Origin of the sequence: Marivirga sp., from assembly GCF_024636815.1 — a bacterium.
Taxonomy (GTDB): domain Bacteria; phylum Bacteroidota; class Bacteroidia; order Cytophagales; family Cyclobacteriaceae; genus Marivirga.
In genome coordinates, this window is record NZ_JAGXGF010000209.1 from 20,648 (window position 1) to 39,510 (window position 18,863).

The 18,863-nt window shown below is 35.9% G+C and carries 17 protein-coding genes; 11 read left to right on the forward strand and 6 right to left on the reverse strand.

What is annotated here, in order from left to right; all coding sequences use genetic code 11:
- Positions 1-166: 166 nt before the first annotated feature.
- From atpD to Q0L29_RS15055, 7 genes are all read left to right on the forward strand, one after another.
- Positions 167-1,675 carry a F0F1 ATP synthase subunit beta gene (gene atpD / locus Q0L29_RS15025; protein WP_296622973.1) on the forward strand — a complete coding sequence of 503 codons (1,509 nt, stop codon included), beginning with the start codon at positions 167-169 and terminating at the stop codon, positions 1,673-1,675.
- Between the two features lie 10 nt (positions 1,676-1,685).
- The gene (atpC, locus tag Q0L29_RS15030) at positions 1,686-1,934 is read left to right on the forward strand and encodes an ATP synthase F1 subunit epsilon (protein ID WP_296622975.1); all 249 of its coding nucleotides are present in this window, start codon (positions 1,686-1,688) and stop codon (positions 1,932-1,934) included.
- A 137-nt stretch (positions 1,935-2,071) separates the two neighbouring features.
- On the forward strand, positions 2,072-3,901 hold the full coding sequence (locus Q0L29_RS15035; protein WP_296622976.1) for an ABC transporter ATP-binding protein: 1,830 nt from the start codon (positions 2,072-2,074) through the stop codon (positions 3,899-3,901).
- A gap of 128 nt (positions 3,902-4,029) precedes the next feature.
- Positions 4,030-4,422, forward strand: coding sequence for a hypothetical protein (locus Q0L29_RS15040; RefSeq protein WP_296622977.1), 393 nt, complete (start codon positions 4,030-4,032; stop codon positions 4,420-4,422).
- 8 nt (positions 4,423-4,430) lie between these two features.
- Positions 4,431-5,012: a D-sedoheptulose 7-phosphate isomerase gene (lpcA, locus tag Q0L29_RS15045; protein ID WP_296622978.1), complete on the forward strand. Its 582-nt coding sequence runs from the start codon at positions 4,431-4,433 to the stop codon at positions 5,010-5,012.
- Positions 5,002-6,540 (forward strand): YifB family Mg chelatase-like AAA ATPase, encoded by a 1,539-nt coding sequence (locus Q0L29_RS15050; protein ID WP_296622979.1) that lies wholly within the window; start codon positions 5,002-5,004, stop codon positions 6,538-6,540. The genes lpcA and Q0L29_RS15050 overlap by 11 nt, the downstream gene beginning before the upstream one ends.
- On the forward strand, positions 6,528-7,145 hold the full coding sequence (locus Q0L29_RS15055) for a DUF6134 family protein (protein ID WP_296622980.1): 618 nt from the start codon (positions 6,528-6,530) through the stop codon (positions 7,143-7,145). Before Q0L29_RS15050 ends, Q0L29_RS15055 begins: the two co-directional genes overlap by 13 nt.
- 154 nt (positions 7,146-7,299) lie before the next feature.
- On the opposite strand, the gene Q0L29_RS15060 is transcribed toward Q0L29_RS15055, so the two are convergent.
- The 6 genes from Q0L29_RS15060 to Q0L29_RS15085 all read right to left on the reverse strand — a co-directional run bounded on the left by Q0L29_RS15060 (position 7,300) and on the right by Q0L29_RS15085 (position 14,037).
- Positions 7,300-9,885, reverse strand: a complete 2,586-nt coding sequence (locus Q0L29_RS15060) for a TonB-dependent receptor (RefSeq protein ID WP_296622981.1) — start codon at positions 9,883-9,885, stop codon at positions 7,300-7,302.
- 244 nt (positions 9,886-10,129) lie between these two features.
- Positions 10,130-11,197, reverse strand: a complete 1,068-nt coding sequence (locus tag Q0L29_RS15065) for an ArsO family NAD(P)H-dependent flavin-containing monooxygenase (RefSeq protein WP_296622982.1) — start codon at positions 11,195-11,197, stop codon at positions 10,130-10,132.
- Positions 11,198-11,380: 183 nt separating this feature from the next.
- On the reverse strand, positions 11,381-12,418 hold the full coding sequence (gene arsB, locus Q0L29_RS15070) for an ACR3 family arsenite efflux transporter (RefSeq protein ID WP_296622983.1): 1,038 nt from the start codon (positions 12,416-12,418) through the stop codon (positions 11,381-11,383).
- Complete coding sequence (locus Q0L29_RS15075; protein ID WP_296622984.1) at positions 12,418-13,029, reverse strand: protein-tyrosine-phosphatase; 612 nt, start codon at positions 13,027-13,029, stop codon at positions 12,418-12,420. Before Q0L29_RS15075 ends, arsB begins: the two co-directional genes overlap by 1 nt.
- Positions 13,030-13,155: 126 nt before the next feature.
- A complete protein-coding gene (locus Q0L29_RS15080) occupies positions 13,156-13,632 on the reverse strand; it encodes a DUF6428 family protein (RefSeq protein ID WP_296622985.1) in 477 nt (158 codons plus the stop codon).
- Between the two features lie 69 nt (positions 13,633-13,701).
- Positions 13,702-14,037, reverse strand: coding sequence for a helix-turn-helix transcriptional regulator (locus Q0L29_RS15085; RefSeq protein WP_296623012.1), 336 nt, complete (start codon positions 14,035-14,037; stop codon positions 13,702-13,704).
- Between the two features lie 243 nt (positions 14,038-14,280).
- Between Q0L29_RS15085 and mbhE the strand changes: the two genes are divergently transcribed.
- Genes mbhE through Q0L29_RS15105 form a run of 4 tightly spaced genes read left to right on the forward strand, consistent with a single transcriptional unit; the run spans position 14,281 to position 18,844 of the window.
- Positions 14,281-16,569: a hydrogen gas-evolving membrane-bound hydrogenase subunit E gene (mbhE, locus tag Q0L29_RS15090; RefSeq protein WP_296622986.1), complete on the forward strand. Its 2,289-nt coding sequence runs from the start codon at positions 14,281-14,283 to the stop codon at positions 16,567-16,569.
- A complete protein-coding gene (locus Q0L29_RS15095) occupies positions 16,566-16,976 on the forward strand; it encodes a Na+/H+ antiporter subunit B (protein ID WP_296622987.1) in 411 nt (136 codons plus the stop codon). The genes mbhE and Q0L29_RS15095 overlap by 4 nt, the downstream gene beginning before the upstream one ends.
- A 4-nt stretch (positions 16,977-16,980) precedes the next feature.
- On the forward strand, positions 16,981-17,316 hold the full coding sequence (locus Q0L29_RS15100; protein ID WP_296622988.1) for an NADH-quinone oxidoreductase subunit K: 336 nt from the start codon (positions 16,981-16,983) through the stop codon (positions 17,314-17,316).
- Between the two features lie 4 nt (positions 17,317-17,320).
- Entirely contained in the window at positions 17,321-18,844 is a 1,524-nt protein-coding gene (locus Q0L29_RS15105; protein ID WP_296622990.1) for a proton-conducting transporter membrane subunit, read from the forward strand.
- Positions 18,845-18,863: the final 19 nt, after the last annotated feature.

The following is an 18,863-nucleotide window of genomic DNA, read 5'->3' on the forward strand; positions in this document are numbered from 1 at the left end:
TACTATTGGAAAAAGTATTCCCTTGAAATATGATAAGCCATTAGATCATAAAATTTTAGTCTTAACCCTAACCGAAAGATAAAAATGCTTTGTTATAATTGAATTAAACCTTAGCTTTGCACCCTGAAAGAAGAGAGCAATTTTATTTTATTATAATTATTAAATCATGGCAAATATTGGTAGGATTACCCAAGTAATTGGCCCGGTAGTGGATGTGAGCTTTGAAGCAGAAGGCGCAAAATTACCTAACATCTTTGATGCATTTTCAGTAAAAAAATCTGACGGTTCCGTTATCGTTCTAGAATGTCAGCAACATTTAGGTGAAGACAGGGTAAGAACCATCGCGATGGATGGTACAGAAGGCTTGACCAGAGGTATGGAGGTTTTAGATTCTGGTTCGCCTATCTCAATGCCAACTGGTGAAGATATAAAAGGAAGATTATTTAATGTAATTGGTGACGCTATTGATGGTATTGAGCAACCGGAAGGAAAAACTAGGTTACCAATCCACAGGGATGCACCAAGATTTGAAGATTTATCTACTTCTTCTGAAGTATTATATACAGGAATTAAAGTTATCGACTTAATTGAACCTTACTCAAAAGGGGGTAAAATTGGTTTATTCGGTGGTGCCGGTGTTGGTAAAACCGTATTGATCCAGGAGTTGATTAATAATATTGCAAAAGGACACGGTGGTTTGTCTGTATTTGCCGGTGTGGGTGAAAGAACTCGTGAAGGTAATGACTTGCTTAGAGAAATGTTGGAATCAGGTATTGTAAAATATGGTGATGAATTCATGCACTCTATGGAAGAAGGCAAATGGGATCTTTCAAAAGTGGATAAAGAAGCTTTAAAGGAATCTAAAGCTACTTTCGTGTTTGGTCAGATGAATGAGCCTCCAGGTGCTCGTGCTCGAGTTGCTTTGTCAGGTTTGACCTTGGCTGAGTATTACCGTGATGGTGATAAAGACAGTAATGAAACAGGTAAAGATATTCTTTTCTTTATTGATAATATCTTCCGTTTTACTCAGGCCGGCTCTGAGGTTTCTGCCCTTTTCGGTAGAATGCCATCTGCTGTGGGTTACCAGCCTACTTTGGCTACTGAAATGGGTGCCATGCAGGAAAGAATTACTTCAACTAAAAATGGTTCCATTACTTCCGTTCAGGCTGTTTACGTTCCTGCAGATGATTTAACTGACCCTGCTCCAGCTACTACTTTCGCTCACTTAGATGCTACTACAGTACTATCTCGTAAGATTGCTGAGTTAGGTATCTACCCAGCAGTGGATCCATTGGATTCAACTTCTAGAATTTTAGAAAGAAGTATCGTAGGTGACGAACATTATGATTGTGCACAAAGAGTAAAAGAGATTTTACAGCGTTATAAAGAATTACAGGATATCATTGCTATCTTGGGTATGGACGAATTGTCTGAAGAAGATAGACAAACAGTTTATAGAGCAAGAAGAGTACAAAGATTCTTGTCTCAGCCTTTCCACGTTGCAGAGCAGTTTACTGGTTTGAAAGGGGTATTGGTTGATATCAAAGAAACAATCAAAGGTTTCAATATGATCATGGACGGTGAGTTAGATCACCTTCCAGAAGCAGCTTTCAACTTGAAAGGTACTATTGAAGAAGCCATTGAGGCAGGAGAGAAAATGTTAGCAGAAGCTTAAAATTAAAATCATGCTTTTAGAAATCATTACACCGGAAAAAAATGTGTTTAAAGGAAATGTAGATTCTGCTACTTTTCCGGGAAGCAATGGTTCTTTTCAGGTTTTGAATAACCACGCCCCGCTAATCAGTTCATTAGACAAAGGAGATTTGAAGTTCTCCGATGGTAAAAATGATACTACCATAATAGTTGATGGCGGAGTGGTAGAAGTTTTAAATAATACGATTACTGTTCTTGCTGAAAAGGTTATTGAGGAGTAGTTTAGTTAAATATTTATAGAATAATAAGCCGATTTACTAAAATGTAAATCGGCTTTTTTCGTTATAATTCTACCTTTATTTCTAAATTCTTATTACCAACTATATCTTGTAAATTGCATCCAAATTGAATTTGATCAATGAAAACATATTTTAGGGTACTTTCTTATGCAAAACCATTAGGCTGGTTAGCACCACAATATTTAATTTACGCTATACTACAAGCTGTCTTTAGTGTAATAACTTTGGGTATTTTGACCCCGGTCTTAAATGTATTGTTCAAAGTTGAAGAAGAAGCAAGTAAAATACCTGAGTCCTTACCAGAATTTAATCTCAGTATTCAATATTTAACAGATGTATTTAATTATTATTTTCTGTCTATAGTTCAGGAAGATCGATTTGCAGCATTACAATTTGTATGTGTGTTATTGATCGTTAGTATCTTTCTCTCTAACTTATTTAGGTATTTATTAGCAATTATTTCTGCAATAGTGAAAGCTAATGTGATATCAAACCTGAGAAATGCACTCTACAATAGATTAATAAATATGCATATTGGTTTCTTTACAGAAGAGCGTAAAGGAAATATCATGTCAAAAGTAATGGCTGATGTTCAAGAAGTGGAAGGGACAGTAGTGAACAGTTTAAAGGCTGTAGTCAAAGAACCATTCTTGCTTATAGGCTATTTTATTGCGCTTTTCTTCATTTCTGCCAAGCTTACCTTAATAACATTGATAATCCTTCCCATTTCAGGTTTTATCATATCCTACATTGCCATTTCCTTGAAAAAGAAAGCCAGACAGAGCCAAGAAACAATAGGTAGGATATCTGATATTTTAGAGGAGACCTTAAGTGGAATGCGTATTATCAAGGCATTTAACGCTATTAATTTCTCAAAAAATCGTTTCCAAAAAGAAGTTAAAAACTATGCTGAATTCAATATTAGCATGCAAAAAAGACAAGCCTTATCAAGTCCTACTTCTGAATTTTTAGGGGTGTTTGTAGTGGTGGGAGTCTTATTGATTGGTGGAGCAATGATATTGGAAGGAAAATCCGAATTAGATGCGGGGAGCTTTATTACTTTCATTGCCATTTATTCACAACTTCTGGTTCCAGCTAAAGCCTTATCTACTGCTTTCAGTAATGTACAAAGAGGATTAGCTTCTGCTGAAAGAATATTTGGAATAATAGATTTAGAACCTGCTATTAAAGATAAAAGCACAGCTAAAAAATTAGAAGAATTTAAAAGTGAATTAAGCTTTAAGAATGTTTCCTTCGCTTATGGGGAGGAAAAAGTATTAAAAAATATCAACATCAATATTCGTAAAGGAGAAACCATTGCTTTGGTAGGACCTTCCGGAGGAGGGAAATCAACCATGGTAGATTTAATTCCTCGCTTTTATGATCCAATTGATGGGGAAGTACAACTTGATGGGATTTCATTGAAAGACATTACAGTTGAAAGCCTAAGAGCTAAAATGGGAATCGTTAGTCAAGAATCTATTTTATTTAATGATACAATTTTCAACAATATTGCTTTTGGGAAACCAGAATGTACTTTGGAAGAAGTAATGCAAGCTGCTAAAGTTGCCAATGCCCATGATTTTATTTCTCAAATGGAAGGTGGTTATGAAGCTAAAATTGGTGAAAGAGGAACCAAAATTTCTGGTGGACAAAGGCAAAGAATTAGTATAGCTAGAGCAATTTTGAAAAACCCAGACATTTTAATTTTGGATGAAGCCACCTCTGCACTAGATTCTGAATCGGAAAAGTTGGTTCAAGATGCTTTAACTAATTTAATGAAAAACAGAACATCTATAGTGATTGCTCACCGATTAAGTACTATTCAAGAGGCAGATAAAATATATGTGATGCAAGCAGGCGAAATTATAGAAGAAGGTAAACATGAAGTTCTTATAGAAAAGGGTGGGGTTTATAAAAAGCTAATTGAAATTCAATCTGTTAGTTGAAATTAGGATTGCATAAATTCCAAAAAAAAATCGAATTAATGGTTCTTCCTCTACTTGACAATACTAGTTGTTAAAATATTTCTATATTTGTTTATATTCATAATCAAAACCAACTCAACTCCATTTTTATGAAGACTTTTAGAACTATTGTTTTTGTGGCACTTCTCATCTTTCATATAGCCACGGTTGTAATTATATCGATAGGAAAAAACGATCTTAATTTCTTATTTGATTTGTTTAAGCAAATGGATCTGGTTCAATACAGTGCTATTGCTGGTCTTGTACTTTTTCTTATTGTTGTTTTTCTATTTAAACAAGAAGAAAAAGCCAAAGCTAAGTTGATTGAAAAACACGAACATGAAATCAACCAATTTAAAGCGAGGCTTTATGATAAAAAAGAATCTGAAACTGCTACTTCATCCGTAGAGCCTCAGTCTTCTGGTGAAAAAGAAGAAAGTCCTAAGAATGAAGCACCAGAAGAAGATTCAACCAAAACTGACGATACTAATCCCCAATCATAACAAACTGAATGATTAACCTTATTAAAAATGAACTGAATTCAGCTCAAGAAACGCTGGATAATTTTTTAAACCAACCTGAGCAGTTAGCCAATATTGAAACTGCAGTTGATATAATGGTCGAATCCTTCAAGCAGGAAGGAAAAGTGATGAGTTGTGGAAATGGTGGTTCTCACTGTGACGCCATGCATTTTGCTGAAGAATTAAGTGGAAAATTTAGGGAAGCTAGACCAGCCATAGCCGCTATGGCCTTATCTGATGTTAGCCATATCACATGTGTTGGAAATGACTATAGTTTTGATTTTATATTCAGTAGAGCTATTGAAGCATTGGGCAGAAAAGGAGATGTTTTATTAGCCATCAGTACTAGCGGAAATTCAAAGAATATTTTAGAAGCCTGTAAAGCTGCCAAAGCCAAGGGAATGAAAGTTATAGCGCTTACAGGTAAAGATGGAGGTAAATTAGCTCATGTATGCGATGTGGAAATTCGAGTTCCACATGAAGGTTATGCCGACAGGATTCAGGAAATTCACATCAAAATTATTCACATTTTTATTTTACTGATAGAAAAAAGATTAGGGTATGTTAGCTAAATCTTATGGAAGTTCAGTTTTCGGAGTAGATGCCAATGTAATCACCATAGAAGTTAATGTAAGCCAGGGCATGAAGTTTTACATGGTGGGTTTACCCGATAATGCTATTAAAGAAAGTGAACATCGTATTGATGCTGCTATAAAATACAGTGGTTACAAAATGCCTCGCCAGAAGGTAGTAGTTAATTTAGCTCCTGCAGATGTGAAAAAAGAAGGTTCTGCTTACGACCTGCCCATTGCTTTGGGTATTTTAAAAGGTTCGGAACAAATTTTCACAGAGGAATTAGGGAATTATATGATTATGGGTGAGTTGGCTTTGGATGGCACACTTAGACCCGTAAAAGGTGTTTTACCCATTGCCATAGAAGCCAGAAAGCAAGGCTTTAAAGGATTTATTCTTCCACAGGAAAATGCTGCCGAAGCCGCTATTGTTAATAATTTAGATGTAATAGGGGTTTCAAACTTAAATGATGCCATTGGAGTTTTAGAAGGTACGTCTGACATCAAGCCAGTGGAAATGGATACTCGCGATATCTTCTTCACTAATATTAATGATTATGAAGCTGATTTTGCTGATGTTCAGGGACAGGAAAATATTAAAAGAGCTTTAGAGATAGCAGCTGCTGGAGGACATAATGTGATTATGGTAGGACCTCCCGGGGCTGGGAAAACTATGTTAGCTAAAAGATTTCCTTCTATTTTACCTCCATTAAGCTTAACCGAAGCTTTAGAAACTACAAAAATTCATTCAGTTGCAGGAAGATTAGGAGCCAATGCTTCTTTGATTGCTACAAGACCATACCGAGCTCCTCATCATACTATTTCAGATGTTGCCTTAGTAGGAGGAGGAGGCATTCCTCAACCAGGCGAAATTTCCTTAGCCAACAATGGAGTACTTTTTCTTGATGAACTTCCAGAGTTCAAGAGAACAGTTCTGGAAGTGATGCGCCAACCTTTGGAAGAACGGAGAGTCACCATTTCCAGAGCAAAAGTATCGGTTGATTTTCCTGCCAACTTTATGCTGCTGGCAAGTATGAATCCATGTCCTTGCGGATACTACAATCATCCGGAAAAGGAATGCGTTTGTCCTCCAGGTTCTGTCAAGCGTTATCTGAATAAAGTAAGTGGACCACTTCTGGATAGAATTGACTTACATGTGGAGGTTACTCCGGTTTCTTTTGACCAGATGACAGCAGACCGCAAAGCAGAAAGCAGCGATACCATTCGTAAAAGAGTGATAGCTGCAAAAGAAATACAAGAAAAACGATTTGAAGGCCTAGAGGATGTTCATTCCAATGCCTTGATGCCATCTCAAATGGTAAAAGAAGTTTGCGAAATAAATTCCGCTGGAAAGGCGTTGTTAAAGAATGCAATGGAAAAATTAGGGCTATCAGCCAGAGCTTACGATAGAATTATGAAAGTTTCCCGTACTATAGCTGATCTGGCAGGAAGTGAAGATATTAAAATAGAACATTTGGCGGAAGCCATACAATATAGAAGTTTAGATAGAGAAGAATGGGCAGGTTGAAGTTAGTTTTTATAACAGTTATCTTATTAGTTTTTAGTTTTATTGGTTACTCGCAAGAACTCGTTTATGATGTCACTATTGAGGGCAGACCAGTGGGTAATATGTTGGTGACTAAAAAAGTCTTGGATAGCGGAAAGGTTTATTTTTCGGCTGTAATGGATTTAGAATATAAATTATTCAGGCCAACTCAAATGGTCCAATTAATGGAAGCTATTTATCAAAATGATACTTTGCGTCAAGCTTATTTTGTTGATAAAAGAAATGGAGAGCTTATTCAAGAATCTAAAATAGAGCGATTACAAGGAAAAGAATATTATCGTACCACTAAAGACAGCACGAAAAATTGGCACGAAAAACCTGTTTTAAATAGCTTAGTTAAACTATATTTTAATCAACCTCAAAAGCGAGATTCAGTATTTTCTGAAATCACTCATAAGTATAATACAATTGCCAAATTGCCCGAAGAAAGCCGCTTTATGATGGTAAATGAAGAAGGAGAGAAGTCTATTTATGAATATAATGAAAATGGAATCTGTGTTCAACGTAATTTCAACCTTGGTGCTGTAGAATATAAAATAAAACTAATTGAGGAGGATAAGAAGTAGTTTTATAAGGAAATTTTATTTCGGTATCTCTTTTTATACATCAATGATGTGTCAATATAAGCATTAATAAAAATAATATACATAGACTATAGATATAACAGAAAAGGCCTCATGTTGAGGCCTTTTCTGTTATAAAACTTTGGGTTAGCATTTATTAAAATTTTAAATTAATTCCAGCTTGAACCATAGTCCCCATAAAACCAAACTGATTTACTTCCCATGGATATCTAAACCTGCCACCTAAATCTGTTCCCGGATCTCCTTTAGGGTCAATTTCATCTGGATAAACATCAAACAAATTATTAACACCCAATGTAGCGCCCAAATTATCATTAAACTTATAGCTCATATTTAAATCTGTAATAATTTTAGCACTAAAAACCTGATCTTTATCTGGATCCTCAGGGTGTCTCCAGGTTACTTCTCCAAATCTTGTATTGTTTAAGGTTGCCGTAAAATCACCTATTTTATAAGTTATTCCCAATAACACCTTATCTTGAGGTCTGGCACTTGTAATTCGGGATCTTTCTTCCCTGTTAAAAATGTTTATTCCAGTTTCTTCAATAGGAGCAGGCGTATTGATGGTGCCATTAATTTCCATATTGTTATAATTGGCTGCCAAAGTCAAACTTAAATCTCCAGCACCTAAAATAATATTATCATAACCTATTACCAGATCTACCCCGTCAGAGACAGTGTTAGCACCGTTAATAAAGAATTTTAATGCAGAAATGTTTTGCTGATTTAAGATAGACCCTACAGCAGAGGTGGTATCGTTACTTGTAATCTGACTTGAGAATACTATTCTGTCATCCACCTCAATATGGTAGTAATCTAAGCTAAATGAGAAGTTATTGGCAAAATTGGAAGCGATACCAGCAGTTATGTTAAAAGATTTTTCCTGCTTTAACTTTGGTACGCCTAATGACCTAACTACCGGGCTTAAATTATTAAAAGTCCCTTCATTCTGAAGTTGACCATCTACTACTAATGTTTGTACATTACTGAAGTAGATTTGATGTAAAGATGGTGCCCTGAATCCTGTTGAAACGGAGGATCTCAAAGTTAAGATATCATCCAACATTTTATAACGTGCATTGAATTTCCAATTGACATTACTGCCAAAGTCACTATAATTTTCATACCTCACAGCACCGCCAATTAGTAGATTATCACTTACATCGTATGCCAAATCTGCATAAACCCCCACATTATATCTGATGGCATCTTCTTCATTGCTCGGCTGTAAGCCTGGGAATGATTGTGCTCCTCCTCCAACATAGGAAGCTTCTTCTCCTGCAGTAGCCACAAAGTTTTCAAAGCGAATTTCCGTGCCAGCAGAAAATACAAGATTTCCGAATTGCTTCCCTACATCTAGGTTTGATACTGTATGACCAAATTCATATCCTCCAGCTCTGAAATTAGTTGGGCTGTCAGCTCCTAAAGAAGGATTCAGGGTGTTACCTATGGTGTAATCCACTTCATTCCTTCCTGAGGTAAGGCTAATGTCATAGCCCCAGCCATTTCGCTCCCCATCTATTCCTATCGTTAGTGTATTGTCTAAAATATCTGAGTTAAAAGTAGGCTGAAAACCTTGATAGGTTGTGCCTGATTCATGTAGCAAATTGAATGGGTCCGGAACCCAGTAAGGAGTTCTGTATATTGCATAACTAGTACCTTTTCTCAGCGTAATACCACCAAAAGAATAGAGAGAGGCACCTCCTTTTAAGTCGAATCTTGAATTATAAAAGGCATTAGAGCTTGTAAGTTCCGGTATACCTACTGTCATTCCTAGGTCAGGATTTTGTTGTATCCAGGAGTTATCTGGACCAACACCAAAGAGGACATCTTCACCAGGCGTGCCTGGCCTATTTGTTCTTTGTTGATCATAAAAAGAAGCTGTCACATTAATGAAACCATTATTACCCACTTCAAAACCTGTATTAAAATCGGAACCTATCCTAAAACCATCACCCTCAGTAGTAATACCGGAGTTAACAGAAAACTTACTCTGTTCAGTTTCTTCTTTTAATATAATATTAACTACACCTGCAATAGCATCAGAGCCGTATTGTGCAGAAGCACCATCTCTTAAGACTTCTACACGCTCAATGGCAGCAGCGGGAATACTTTTCATATCTACACCAACTTCCCCCCTGCCAGGAGTTTCATTTACATAAACCAACGCACTTGCATTCTTTCTTTTTCCATTAACCAATACCAAGGTTCTACTTGGCCCTAAATTCCTTAAATCAGCCGGGTCAAAATGTGCCGTTGCATCCGAAATAGTCTGATTGGTAGAATTGTACGAAGGAACAGTATATGTCAGCATTTTATCCACAGAGAACTGACCTGTTTGCTGCATATCTTCAATTTTGATGTTGTCGATAGGCACGGGTGAGTCTGCTATAGTCCTTGGCTTAAAACGTGAACCTGTCACCATTACGGTTCCTAAGGACAAAACATCAGATTTAAGAACTATCCTTAACTGCTTGTTATTAGAATCTACCAATACGGATTCCTTTAAGTAGCCCACAAAACTGATTATCAGGTTAGAAGGGTCATTGGTGGGGATTTCAATTTTAAATTCACCATTTAGATCTGTAGTAACTCCCGTGCTAGTTCCTTCAATTACTACGTTTGCCCCTACCAGGGGATCATTGGTATCTCCATCAAAAACTTTTCCACTCACTGTATATTGAGCCATGATTTTTCCACTAAATATGGTAAATACTGCCATAAGTAAAAATATTTTGTAGTTTTTCTTATCCATGTCATTTTATATTTGGTTATAATTCAAATATGTAAAATAAATTAATATGTTGCTCACGGAATGGGGTTAAATCTCTAGAGGATATGAGAAAAGCAATAAAATATACCTGAATAGTTTTATTCTTCTAGATTGTTAGATTTTATGCTAAATTGTAATAGACTATAAATCTGGAGATTAGCTCTTTCTGTAAGGGTTTTTAAACTAAGTTGAATTATTTCGTTTTAGCTAATTTTCTGTCAATTGCTTTAACAGTTGACCTGGCAGTTCTTCCCACGCCTATCAAAGTAGCAGAAGCAAAACCTGTCCATCCGCCATAGCCCACTAACCAGAGATTTTCTTCCTCTACTGAGCGGGTTCCATCTGTTTTAATTTTGCCTCTTTCATCCGTAGAAACTATGTTTTGAAGATGTTCAGTAGCAAAACCAAATCCTGTGCACCAAATGACAGCATCAAAAGCTTCTTCTTCACCATTTTCCCATAACACTCCATTTTCAGTAAAAGTAGTAAACTGACCTTCAGAGTGAAGGACATCTCGATCTTGGGCTTGTTTTACTGAAGTGACCATCACAATATTGCCTAAATTATATTTAGAGGCATAAAACTTTTCACCTTTCTTTTCAGCATAATACTTAGCGGAAGCTTGATCAAATAAAACCCTGCCATCTACATCATCCGGTAAAAATTCAGGAGTTTTTCGGGTAGCCCAAGCGGTATTGGCAACTTTCGAAACTTCTGCTAAAATTTGAGCGCCTGAATTTCCTTCCCCTACTACCAATACCTTTTTATCCTCAAAATCCTCTGGATTTTCATAATAGGCAGAATGAATTTGCTCTCCTTTAAAGCTGTCTTTTCCAGGTATATTAGGAATAAAAGGTTTGCCCCAAGTTCCGGTAGCAGAAATTATGGTTTTGCTGTAGAAAATTGATTTATCTGTAATGAGTTTGAAATGATCCGATTCCTTTTCTACATTTTTAACCTCAAAAGGTCTTTCAACTGGTAGTTTGTATCGCTTTTCATATTGGCACACATAATCAATGACTTCCTCTTTAGTCGGGAATTCATTATCCGATTTAGGCATCAACCATCCTGGTAAAGAACTATGCTCTGCTGGGGAAAAGAGCGTTAAGGAATCCCAGCCATGTTGCCATGCACCTCCACAATCTTCCTGATTATCCAGAATCACATAATCCAAATCTGTTCTGCGAAGGTAATAGCCGCAAGCTAGGGCGCTTTGTCCGCCTCCTATAATTATGACATCGTATAATTTTTTATCGGACATATATGAGTTATTTTTAGAGTGCAATTAATGAAAACCTGTCAGGTTTCTATTTACTATTATATTCTCTTTATCAAAAACAGTAGGATTTTATTAAAAGTAAACCTGACAGGTTTAGATGTACTATTGAAGTATCTAATAGTTTCGCAAGTTGGCGCACGCGTTTCACGTGTGCCTGGTCCACAACTAATACTTCCATTTATTTGCCAAAGCAACCAAAGAAAGCATAACCGGAACTTCAACTAATACACCCACAACCGTTACTAAAGCCGCTGGACTTTGCAGTCCAAATAAGGCAATGGCTACAGCCACTGCTAGTTCAAAAAAGTTGCTCGCACCGATCATAGCTGCAGGTGAACATACTGCATGTGATAGCTTTAACTTTCTACCCGCAAACCAGGCTATGAAAAATATAAAGTAAGTTTGAAGAATAAGTGGAACGGCTATCAGTAAGATGATAATTGGATTATCTAGGATATTAGGTCCTTGAAAAGCAAAAAGTAAAATCAAAGTCAACAATAAAGCAATAATGCTTACGGGCTTTAGCTTTGGTAAAAATACTTCCTGAAACCATTTTTCGCCTTTTTGACTGACCAATATTTTATTAGTAATTACCCCAGCGATTAGTGGAATGACTACAAAAATCACAATACTTGCTGTTAATGTTCCATAAGGAATACTCACATCAGTAATACCCAATAAAAAGCCAACCAAAGGAATAAAAGCGACTAAAATGATGAGGTCATTAACTGAAACTTGAACTAAGGTGTAATTTGGATCACCATCAGTTAAATAAGACCAAACGAAAACCATAGCGGTACATGGTGCTGCTCCTAGTAAAATAGCACCCGCTATATATTCTCCAGCCATTTCGGGGTCAATAAAAGCGGAATACAAATGCTCAAAGAAAACCCAGGCAAAAAATGCCATCGTAAATGGTTTGATTAACCAATTAATCACCACTGTCATAATCAATCCCTTAGGAGCTTTTCCAACTCCTTTTATACTGGAAAAGTCTATTTGCAGCATCATAGGATATATCATCATCCATATTAAAATGGCAATAGGGAGATTGACTTTATAAATTTCCATATCACTAAGAAAGGAAATATCATCTCCAGTTAAGTAACCTATCAAAATTCCTACGGCTATACATAAGGCTACCCAAACGCTTAAGTAGCGCTCGAAAAATGCAATTTTCTTTTTACCTTTAGTTTCGCTCATTAGTTTTTAATTTTTGAGAATACATAGAACATTTCGGTAGCAATCTGTAGACTGCGCTTTTCATACTTCTGATGCTTTAAAGGACTGTCATCAAAAGCTTTTGGGTCTTCATAGTTTAGAGCAATTCTTTTTTCCGTGCCTGGAATAAATGGGCAATTTTCATCTGCATCGGAACAAGTCATCAAAGCAGCAAAACCAATAGAAGGATTAAAAGGATGATCGTATGTTTTTGAAAAAGCAATAATAGGGTGACTATCTGAGCTATATTTTATGGCAAACACTGGATTTTCTTCTTTGGGAAGTTGAACGGATTCAAAACCAGCTTCTTCCAGAACTTGTAAAATCATTGGATAAACTGCAGTTGCGGCTGTTCCGCCTGAATAGCATGTAATTTGCTTCATTTGGAAATACTCTGCCATTGCTTGAGCCCAAACCTGAGACAGATGGCTCCTTCGAGAGTTATGAGTACAGATGAAATTTAAAGAAATACTTTTCTTAGAATTGATTTTCTCTTGCAGATAATCTATAAAAGGATTTAAGGCTTCCCTTCTTTCAACTGGGATAGATTCCACATCTAAATTTTCAATGTATTCAGTGAGTTTTTGGAACATTTTAGTAAATGATTTGGCAAAATTCTGTTTTATCGTAAACCTGTCAGGTTTTGTATAAATTACTTCCTCAAGCTGTGTCAGCTTTATTTGGTATTAGATTAACGAAACCTGACAGGTTTGTTGGGCTTAACAACATCCCCCACCTGGAGCACAAGCATTAGAACTTGAACCCGAGACATCAGCCAATTGCACTTTAGGTTTTGAAGCAGGAATTCCACATTTTTCTTTAGCCAAACAATCGGTTTGGGTATTGACCAATACAAAATATTCTCCATTAAAATCCAAATGATATTTACCGATGGTGGTCCCTTGATATTCTACTTCAACTTCCAGATTATCCTCTATCCCTAATTTTTCTTCTGATAAAGTAATTATATCATGAAGTTTTTGAGCTCCCAACCTATGGTCATAATCACCAGCTTCCCATAATTGGAAATTTACTGTTTGATCATTTCTCATAGTTCCGCCACAGTCAATGAAATTACGAGTAATGATACCCACTTCTGTAATGTGAAAGTGTTGAGGAACAAACTCTCCTTTCGGTAATTGAAATTTGACTTCGTCTAAGTTGTCAAGGGTTGACTTGATTTCTGAAAGATGCATGTTTTTTATTTTAAAGATTCTGCTTAATTGCTGTATTGCTATATTACGATGGTGATGCGCAAAAAAATATCAGCAGCAATCCTGCTGATTAGGGTTTTTATATAAATCAAAAATTCCGCTGAAAAGGTGTTTTACTTCCTCCCAACGTTTGGGGTTGATACAGTAACTAACCGATACGCCCTCAATTGTCCCCTGAATAATTCCAATATCTTTTAAAGCTCTTAGGTGTTGGCTGATGGTAGCCTGCGCCAAACCCAGCTCAGAAACTAAATGCCCATTTATACAAGCATTAGATTTTAACAAATACTGAATAATGGCAATGCGAGCTGGATGAGCAAAAGCTTTTGCCACATTAGCAAGGTCATTTTGCTCTTCTGTGAATAGATCTGATTTAGTTACGCCCATTTGGATTTTATTATATTGCAATATTACGATAAATATACGCAAAACTTTATTTTAGGTTCAGTGATTTACTGAAATTTTAATAATGCTTGAAGAATACTATCTTGATTTAAATCAAATGCAACTATACCAATGGCAAGGCGTGTAATCATTATATTTTAGCCATTTGTGAACAATTCTCAATCTAAATAATTGCTATAAATAAGTTTTAATCCTAACTAATTATATTTAAGGAAGCAGAAAAATATGATATTAAGCATTCTATCTGTCTTTATTCTAGCCATTTTGGTGCCTACGCTCCATAAAATAACAGGTAATAAAATAGCTTATCTTCTTTCCCTTGCTCCCATTAGCATTTTTATTGCTCTTTTTTATTACCATTTAAACGGTACAACTTTTCCAATTAGAGAAAGCTGGGAATGGAATTCTTATTTTAATTTGGAATTAGCCTTTTATTTGGATGGGCTTAGCCTGCTCTTTGGATTGCTCATTAGCGGGATTGGTTTTTTGATTTATATCTATGCAGGTTTCTATATGAAGAATGCTAAATATAATGGCCGATTTTTTATGATCTTAACGCTCTTTATGGGAGCAATGCTGGGCTTAGTTTTGGCAGATAATTGGTTGAGCATTTTGGTATTTTGGGAATTGACCAGCATCACTTCCTTTTTATTGATAGGACATAAAAATGAAAAGGAATCAGCTCGCTATGCTGCATGGCAAGGTTTATTGGTTACTGCACTTGGAGGTTTAGCGCTTTTAGTCGGCTTGGTTTTAACTGGAATTGTAACGGAGGAATACACCATTTCAAACTTAAGTCAGCATCATGAGCTACTGACTCAGCATACACTTTACATTCCTATTTTACTTTGTGTGGCTGTGGCAGCTTTTACTAAGTCTGCTCAATTTCCTTTTCATTTTTGGCTGCCCAATGCTATGGCAGCACCCACTCCGGTAAGTGCCTATTTGCATTCTGCTACTATGGTAAAAGCGGGCATTTATTTTTTCGCTCGATTCTCACCGATTTTGGGCGGAACAATCGAATGGCAAATTTTACTTTCATCCATAGGTGGAATCACTATGATAATGGGAGCTATAATGGCTTTTAAAGCCGATAACATCAAAAAACTTTTAGCTTATTCCACCATTAGTGCTTTGGGAATTATGACAATGGCTTTTGGATTAGGAACTGAAACAGCGATTTTTGCTGGAACGGTTTATATCATTGCTCATGCCTTATACAAATCCACCCTATTTATGATGGCGGGCATTTTGGACAAGCAAACTGGAACGAAAAAGATAAGTGAATTTCCAGTTTCGCTCTATAAAAAGCTTCCACTTGCTTTTGCTATAGTTTGCTTAGCAGCTTTGTCCTTTGCAGGTATTGCCCCATTTTTTGGTTTTGTGGCAAAGGAATTACTATTAGAAATGGTTTTACATAGCCCTATGCTATCTGCAGTTTATGTTGCTGCCATGCTTATTACTTCTGTGTTTTTTGTCGCTCTTCTTTTCGTTTTAACGCACAAGGCTTTCTTTAAAGGATTTAAAAAGCCTGCGCTTAAAAATATCCATAAAGGAATTTATATAGCTCCAGCTGTTACAGCTCTAACTGGTTTAGTTTTTGGTCTTTTTCCAGATGTATTATCTAACTTAACTTCTTTAGCATCCAGTAACATTAGCCCAGAATTTGAGAGCAAGCACTTAGCATTATGGCATGGATTTAACAATGCCTTTTATTTAAGTTTGATTTCCATTTTGCTTGGGGCAAGTATTTATTTTTTGAGCTTAAAAGTGAATTGGAAATTAAAGTTAGGTTTTTTAAAGCCGCTTCAACCTTCAAAAATATATGACTTCTTATTTGATGGTTTAATTACTTTCGGTCAATGGCAAACTCGAAAAATACAGACCGGCTATTTAAGGAACTATGCAATGGTTACACTATTAGTAATTTTAGTTCTTACTGGATTTACCTTTTTCTACAAGGCAGGAATCAGGATTAATACAGAATCACTTGATATATATATATTCGAATTGATACTTGGATTAATAGTTCTTATAGCTTTAGGATTCACCTTATTTACGAGCTCAAATATTTCTGCTTTACTTTCATTATCAGTGGTAGGTATTGCAATTTCCATAATTTTCATGGAAGCAGGGGCTCCTGATTTAGCCATTACTTTCTTCTTAATTGATGCACTAACCATTACCATTTTCGTACTGATTTTGCATAAGCTTCCTAAAAAGATGTTGCGAAAAAAGAATTTTGACAGGATAAGGGATGGATTTATTGCTGTAGGAACTGGTCTTTTAGTAACACTTATTTTATTTTCAATTACTTACAACCCTTTAAATTCAAAGCTTAAAGAGTTTTATGCAGAAAATAGCTATTCAGCAGCAAAAGGGAAAAATATGGTGAATGTTATTTTAGTTGATTTTAGAGTATTGGACACTCTAGGAGAAATATGCGTCTTGGCTATTGCCGCTTTGGGCGTTTTCGCTTTAGTGAATTATACAAAAAATAAAAAGTTAGATTGAACTCATTTATACTAAGAAATAGCGCCAAAATTATAGTACCCTTTATGCTGTTGTTTTCGGTATTCCTTCTTTTTAGAGGGCATAATTTACCGGGGGGAGGCTTTATTGGTGGGCTTATGGCAGGAGCTGCTTTTATATTAGATGCTTTTGCCAATAATGTTGCACATAGCTTAAAAATATTACGATTTGAACCGGTTAAAATAATGGCCACAGGCTTACTTTTAGCAGTTATTAGTGGGTTCTTAGGACTAATTCTTGGCGATGGTTTTTTTAAAGGATATTGGTTGAATATAGAAATACCATTAATTCCGAAGTTAGGTTCACCCTTACTTTTTGATATTGGAGTATATGCATTGGTATTGGGAATGGTATTAAAAATGGTGCTCCCTAACATAGAAAATGATTGATTGAATGGAGTTTTTATTATCCATATTGGTAGGATTACTTTTTGCAGCAGGTGTTTATCTGTTACTACACCGAGATTTTGTAAAGTTAGTTATTGGCATAGTCATAATTGGTAATGCTACTGCTTTATTCATTTTTGTGGCAGGAAGAATTGTGCGTCAAAATGCACCTTTTATTCAGGAGAATGGATTGCCACCTGAAAATTTTGCTGACCCGGTTCCACAAGCTTTAATTTTGACGGCTTTAGTGATTGGGTTTGGTATTCAAGCATTTGCACTTATTGTTTTCAAGAAGGTTTATGATATACCGAAAGTGGACAAAATTGATGACCTTAAAAAATAATTGAATGGGATACGAGAAAATCATCATTTTACTTACATTAATAATTCCGATGCTTACGGCTATCATCAGTCTTTTCTTTAAGAAGAATAGGATTGTAAATAACTATATTTCTATAATTGGTAGTTCCCTGCTACTGATCACAACAACAGCATTCTTATTTCCTTTAATTGTAGAAAATGAAATATTAACCACTCAAGTAGGAGGTTGGAAAGCCCCTTTTGGTATTACAATAGTTGCAGATATGTTTTCAGCTATTATGCTGGTCATTGCTTCATTTGTAGGTTTAATGGTCAATATCTATGCTTTAGAAAATATTGATTACAAGAAAAAAGAATTCAGCTTCTTTGTATTCTTTCAATTTCTCATGATGGCGGTAAATGGAGCTTTCTTAGCCGGTGATATTTTTAATCTATATGTCTGGTTTGAAGTAATGCTTATTTCCTCATTCGTTTTATTGGTTTTAGGAAATGGCACGAAACAACTGATTGCCACCGTAAAGTACACATTGCTCAGTTTTATTGCTTCTGCCTTTTTATTAGTTGGCGTAGGAATGATTTATGGCATTAGCGGAAGTTTAAATATGGCGGATGTGGCCCTTTATTTTCGAGAACATCCTAATGAACCGCTTATGACAGTTGCTGCTGTTTTATTTATGTTGCCATTTGCCATTAAAGCAGCCTTGTTTCCACTCTATTTCTGGTTACCAGATTCTTATCATACTCCTAAGATAAGTGTAACCGCAATATTTTCAGGTTTATTGACTAAGGTAGGAGTATATGCTTTGATTCGTTGTTTTACGCTGATTTTTATTCATGATGTCCATTACACCCATACTATATTAATGGTTGCAGCAGGATTTACGATGCTTAGCGGTGTATTCGGTGCACTTTCGAAAGTAAATATGCGGAGAATTTTATCCTTTCATATAGTGAGTCAAGTTGGCTATATGGTTCTTGGTTTGGCACTATTCACTCCTTTGGCAATAGCTGGAGCAATATTTTATATTATTCAACACATATTGGCAAAGACCAATTTATTTTTGATAACCGGTGTGGTGGAAAAAATAAAAGGCACTTCAAATTTAAAAGGAGTTAGTGGTTTGTATCACCGATTCCCAGTGTTCTCGATAATATTTTTAGTGGTAGCTTTATCTTTAGCCGGTTTACCCCCTTTATCAGGATTCTGGGCAAAATTTATTCTGATAAAGGCAGGCTTTGAGCAACAAGAATATCTCATGATTTTTGTAGTATTGATTACGGGTCTGCTTACATTATTTTCAATGATGAAAATATGGGTGAATGCGTTTTGGGGAAAACAGCAAGAAGAGCCAGATAGAAATCTTATTACAAATGAAAAGAGTTTATTTAAAGAACACTGGAGCTTACTTATTCCGATAATACTGATGGCATCATTTACTTTATTTATTGGATTATTTTCCATGCCATTAATGAAATATGCGACTATAGCAGCAGAGCAATTGATGAACCCATTACAATATATTGAAGCGGTATTGGGAACAGCTAATTAAACAATTGGAGGTTTAGACG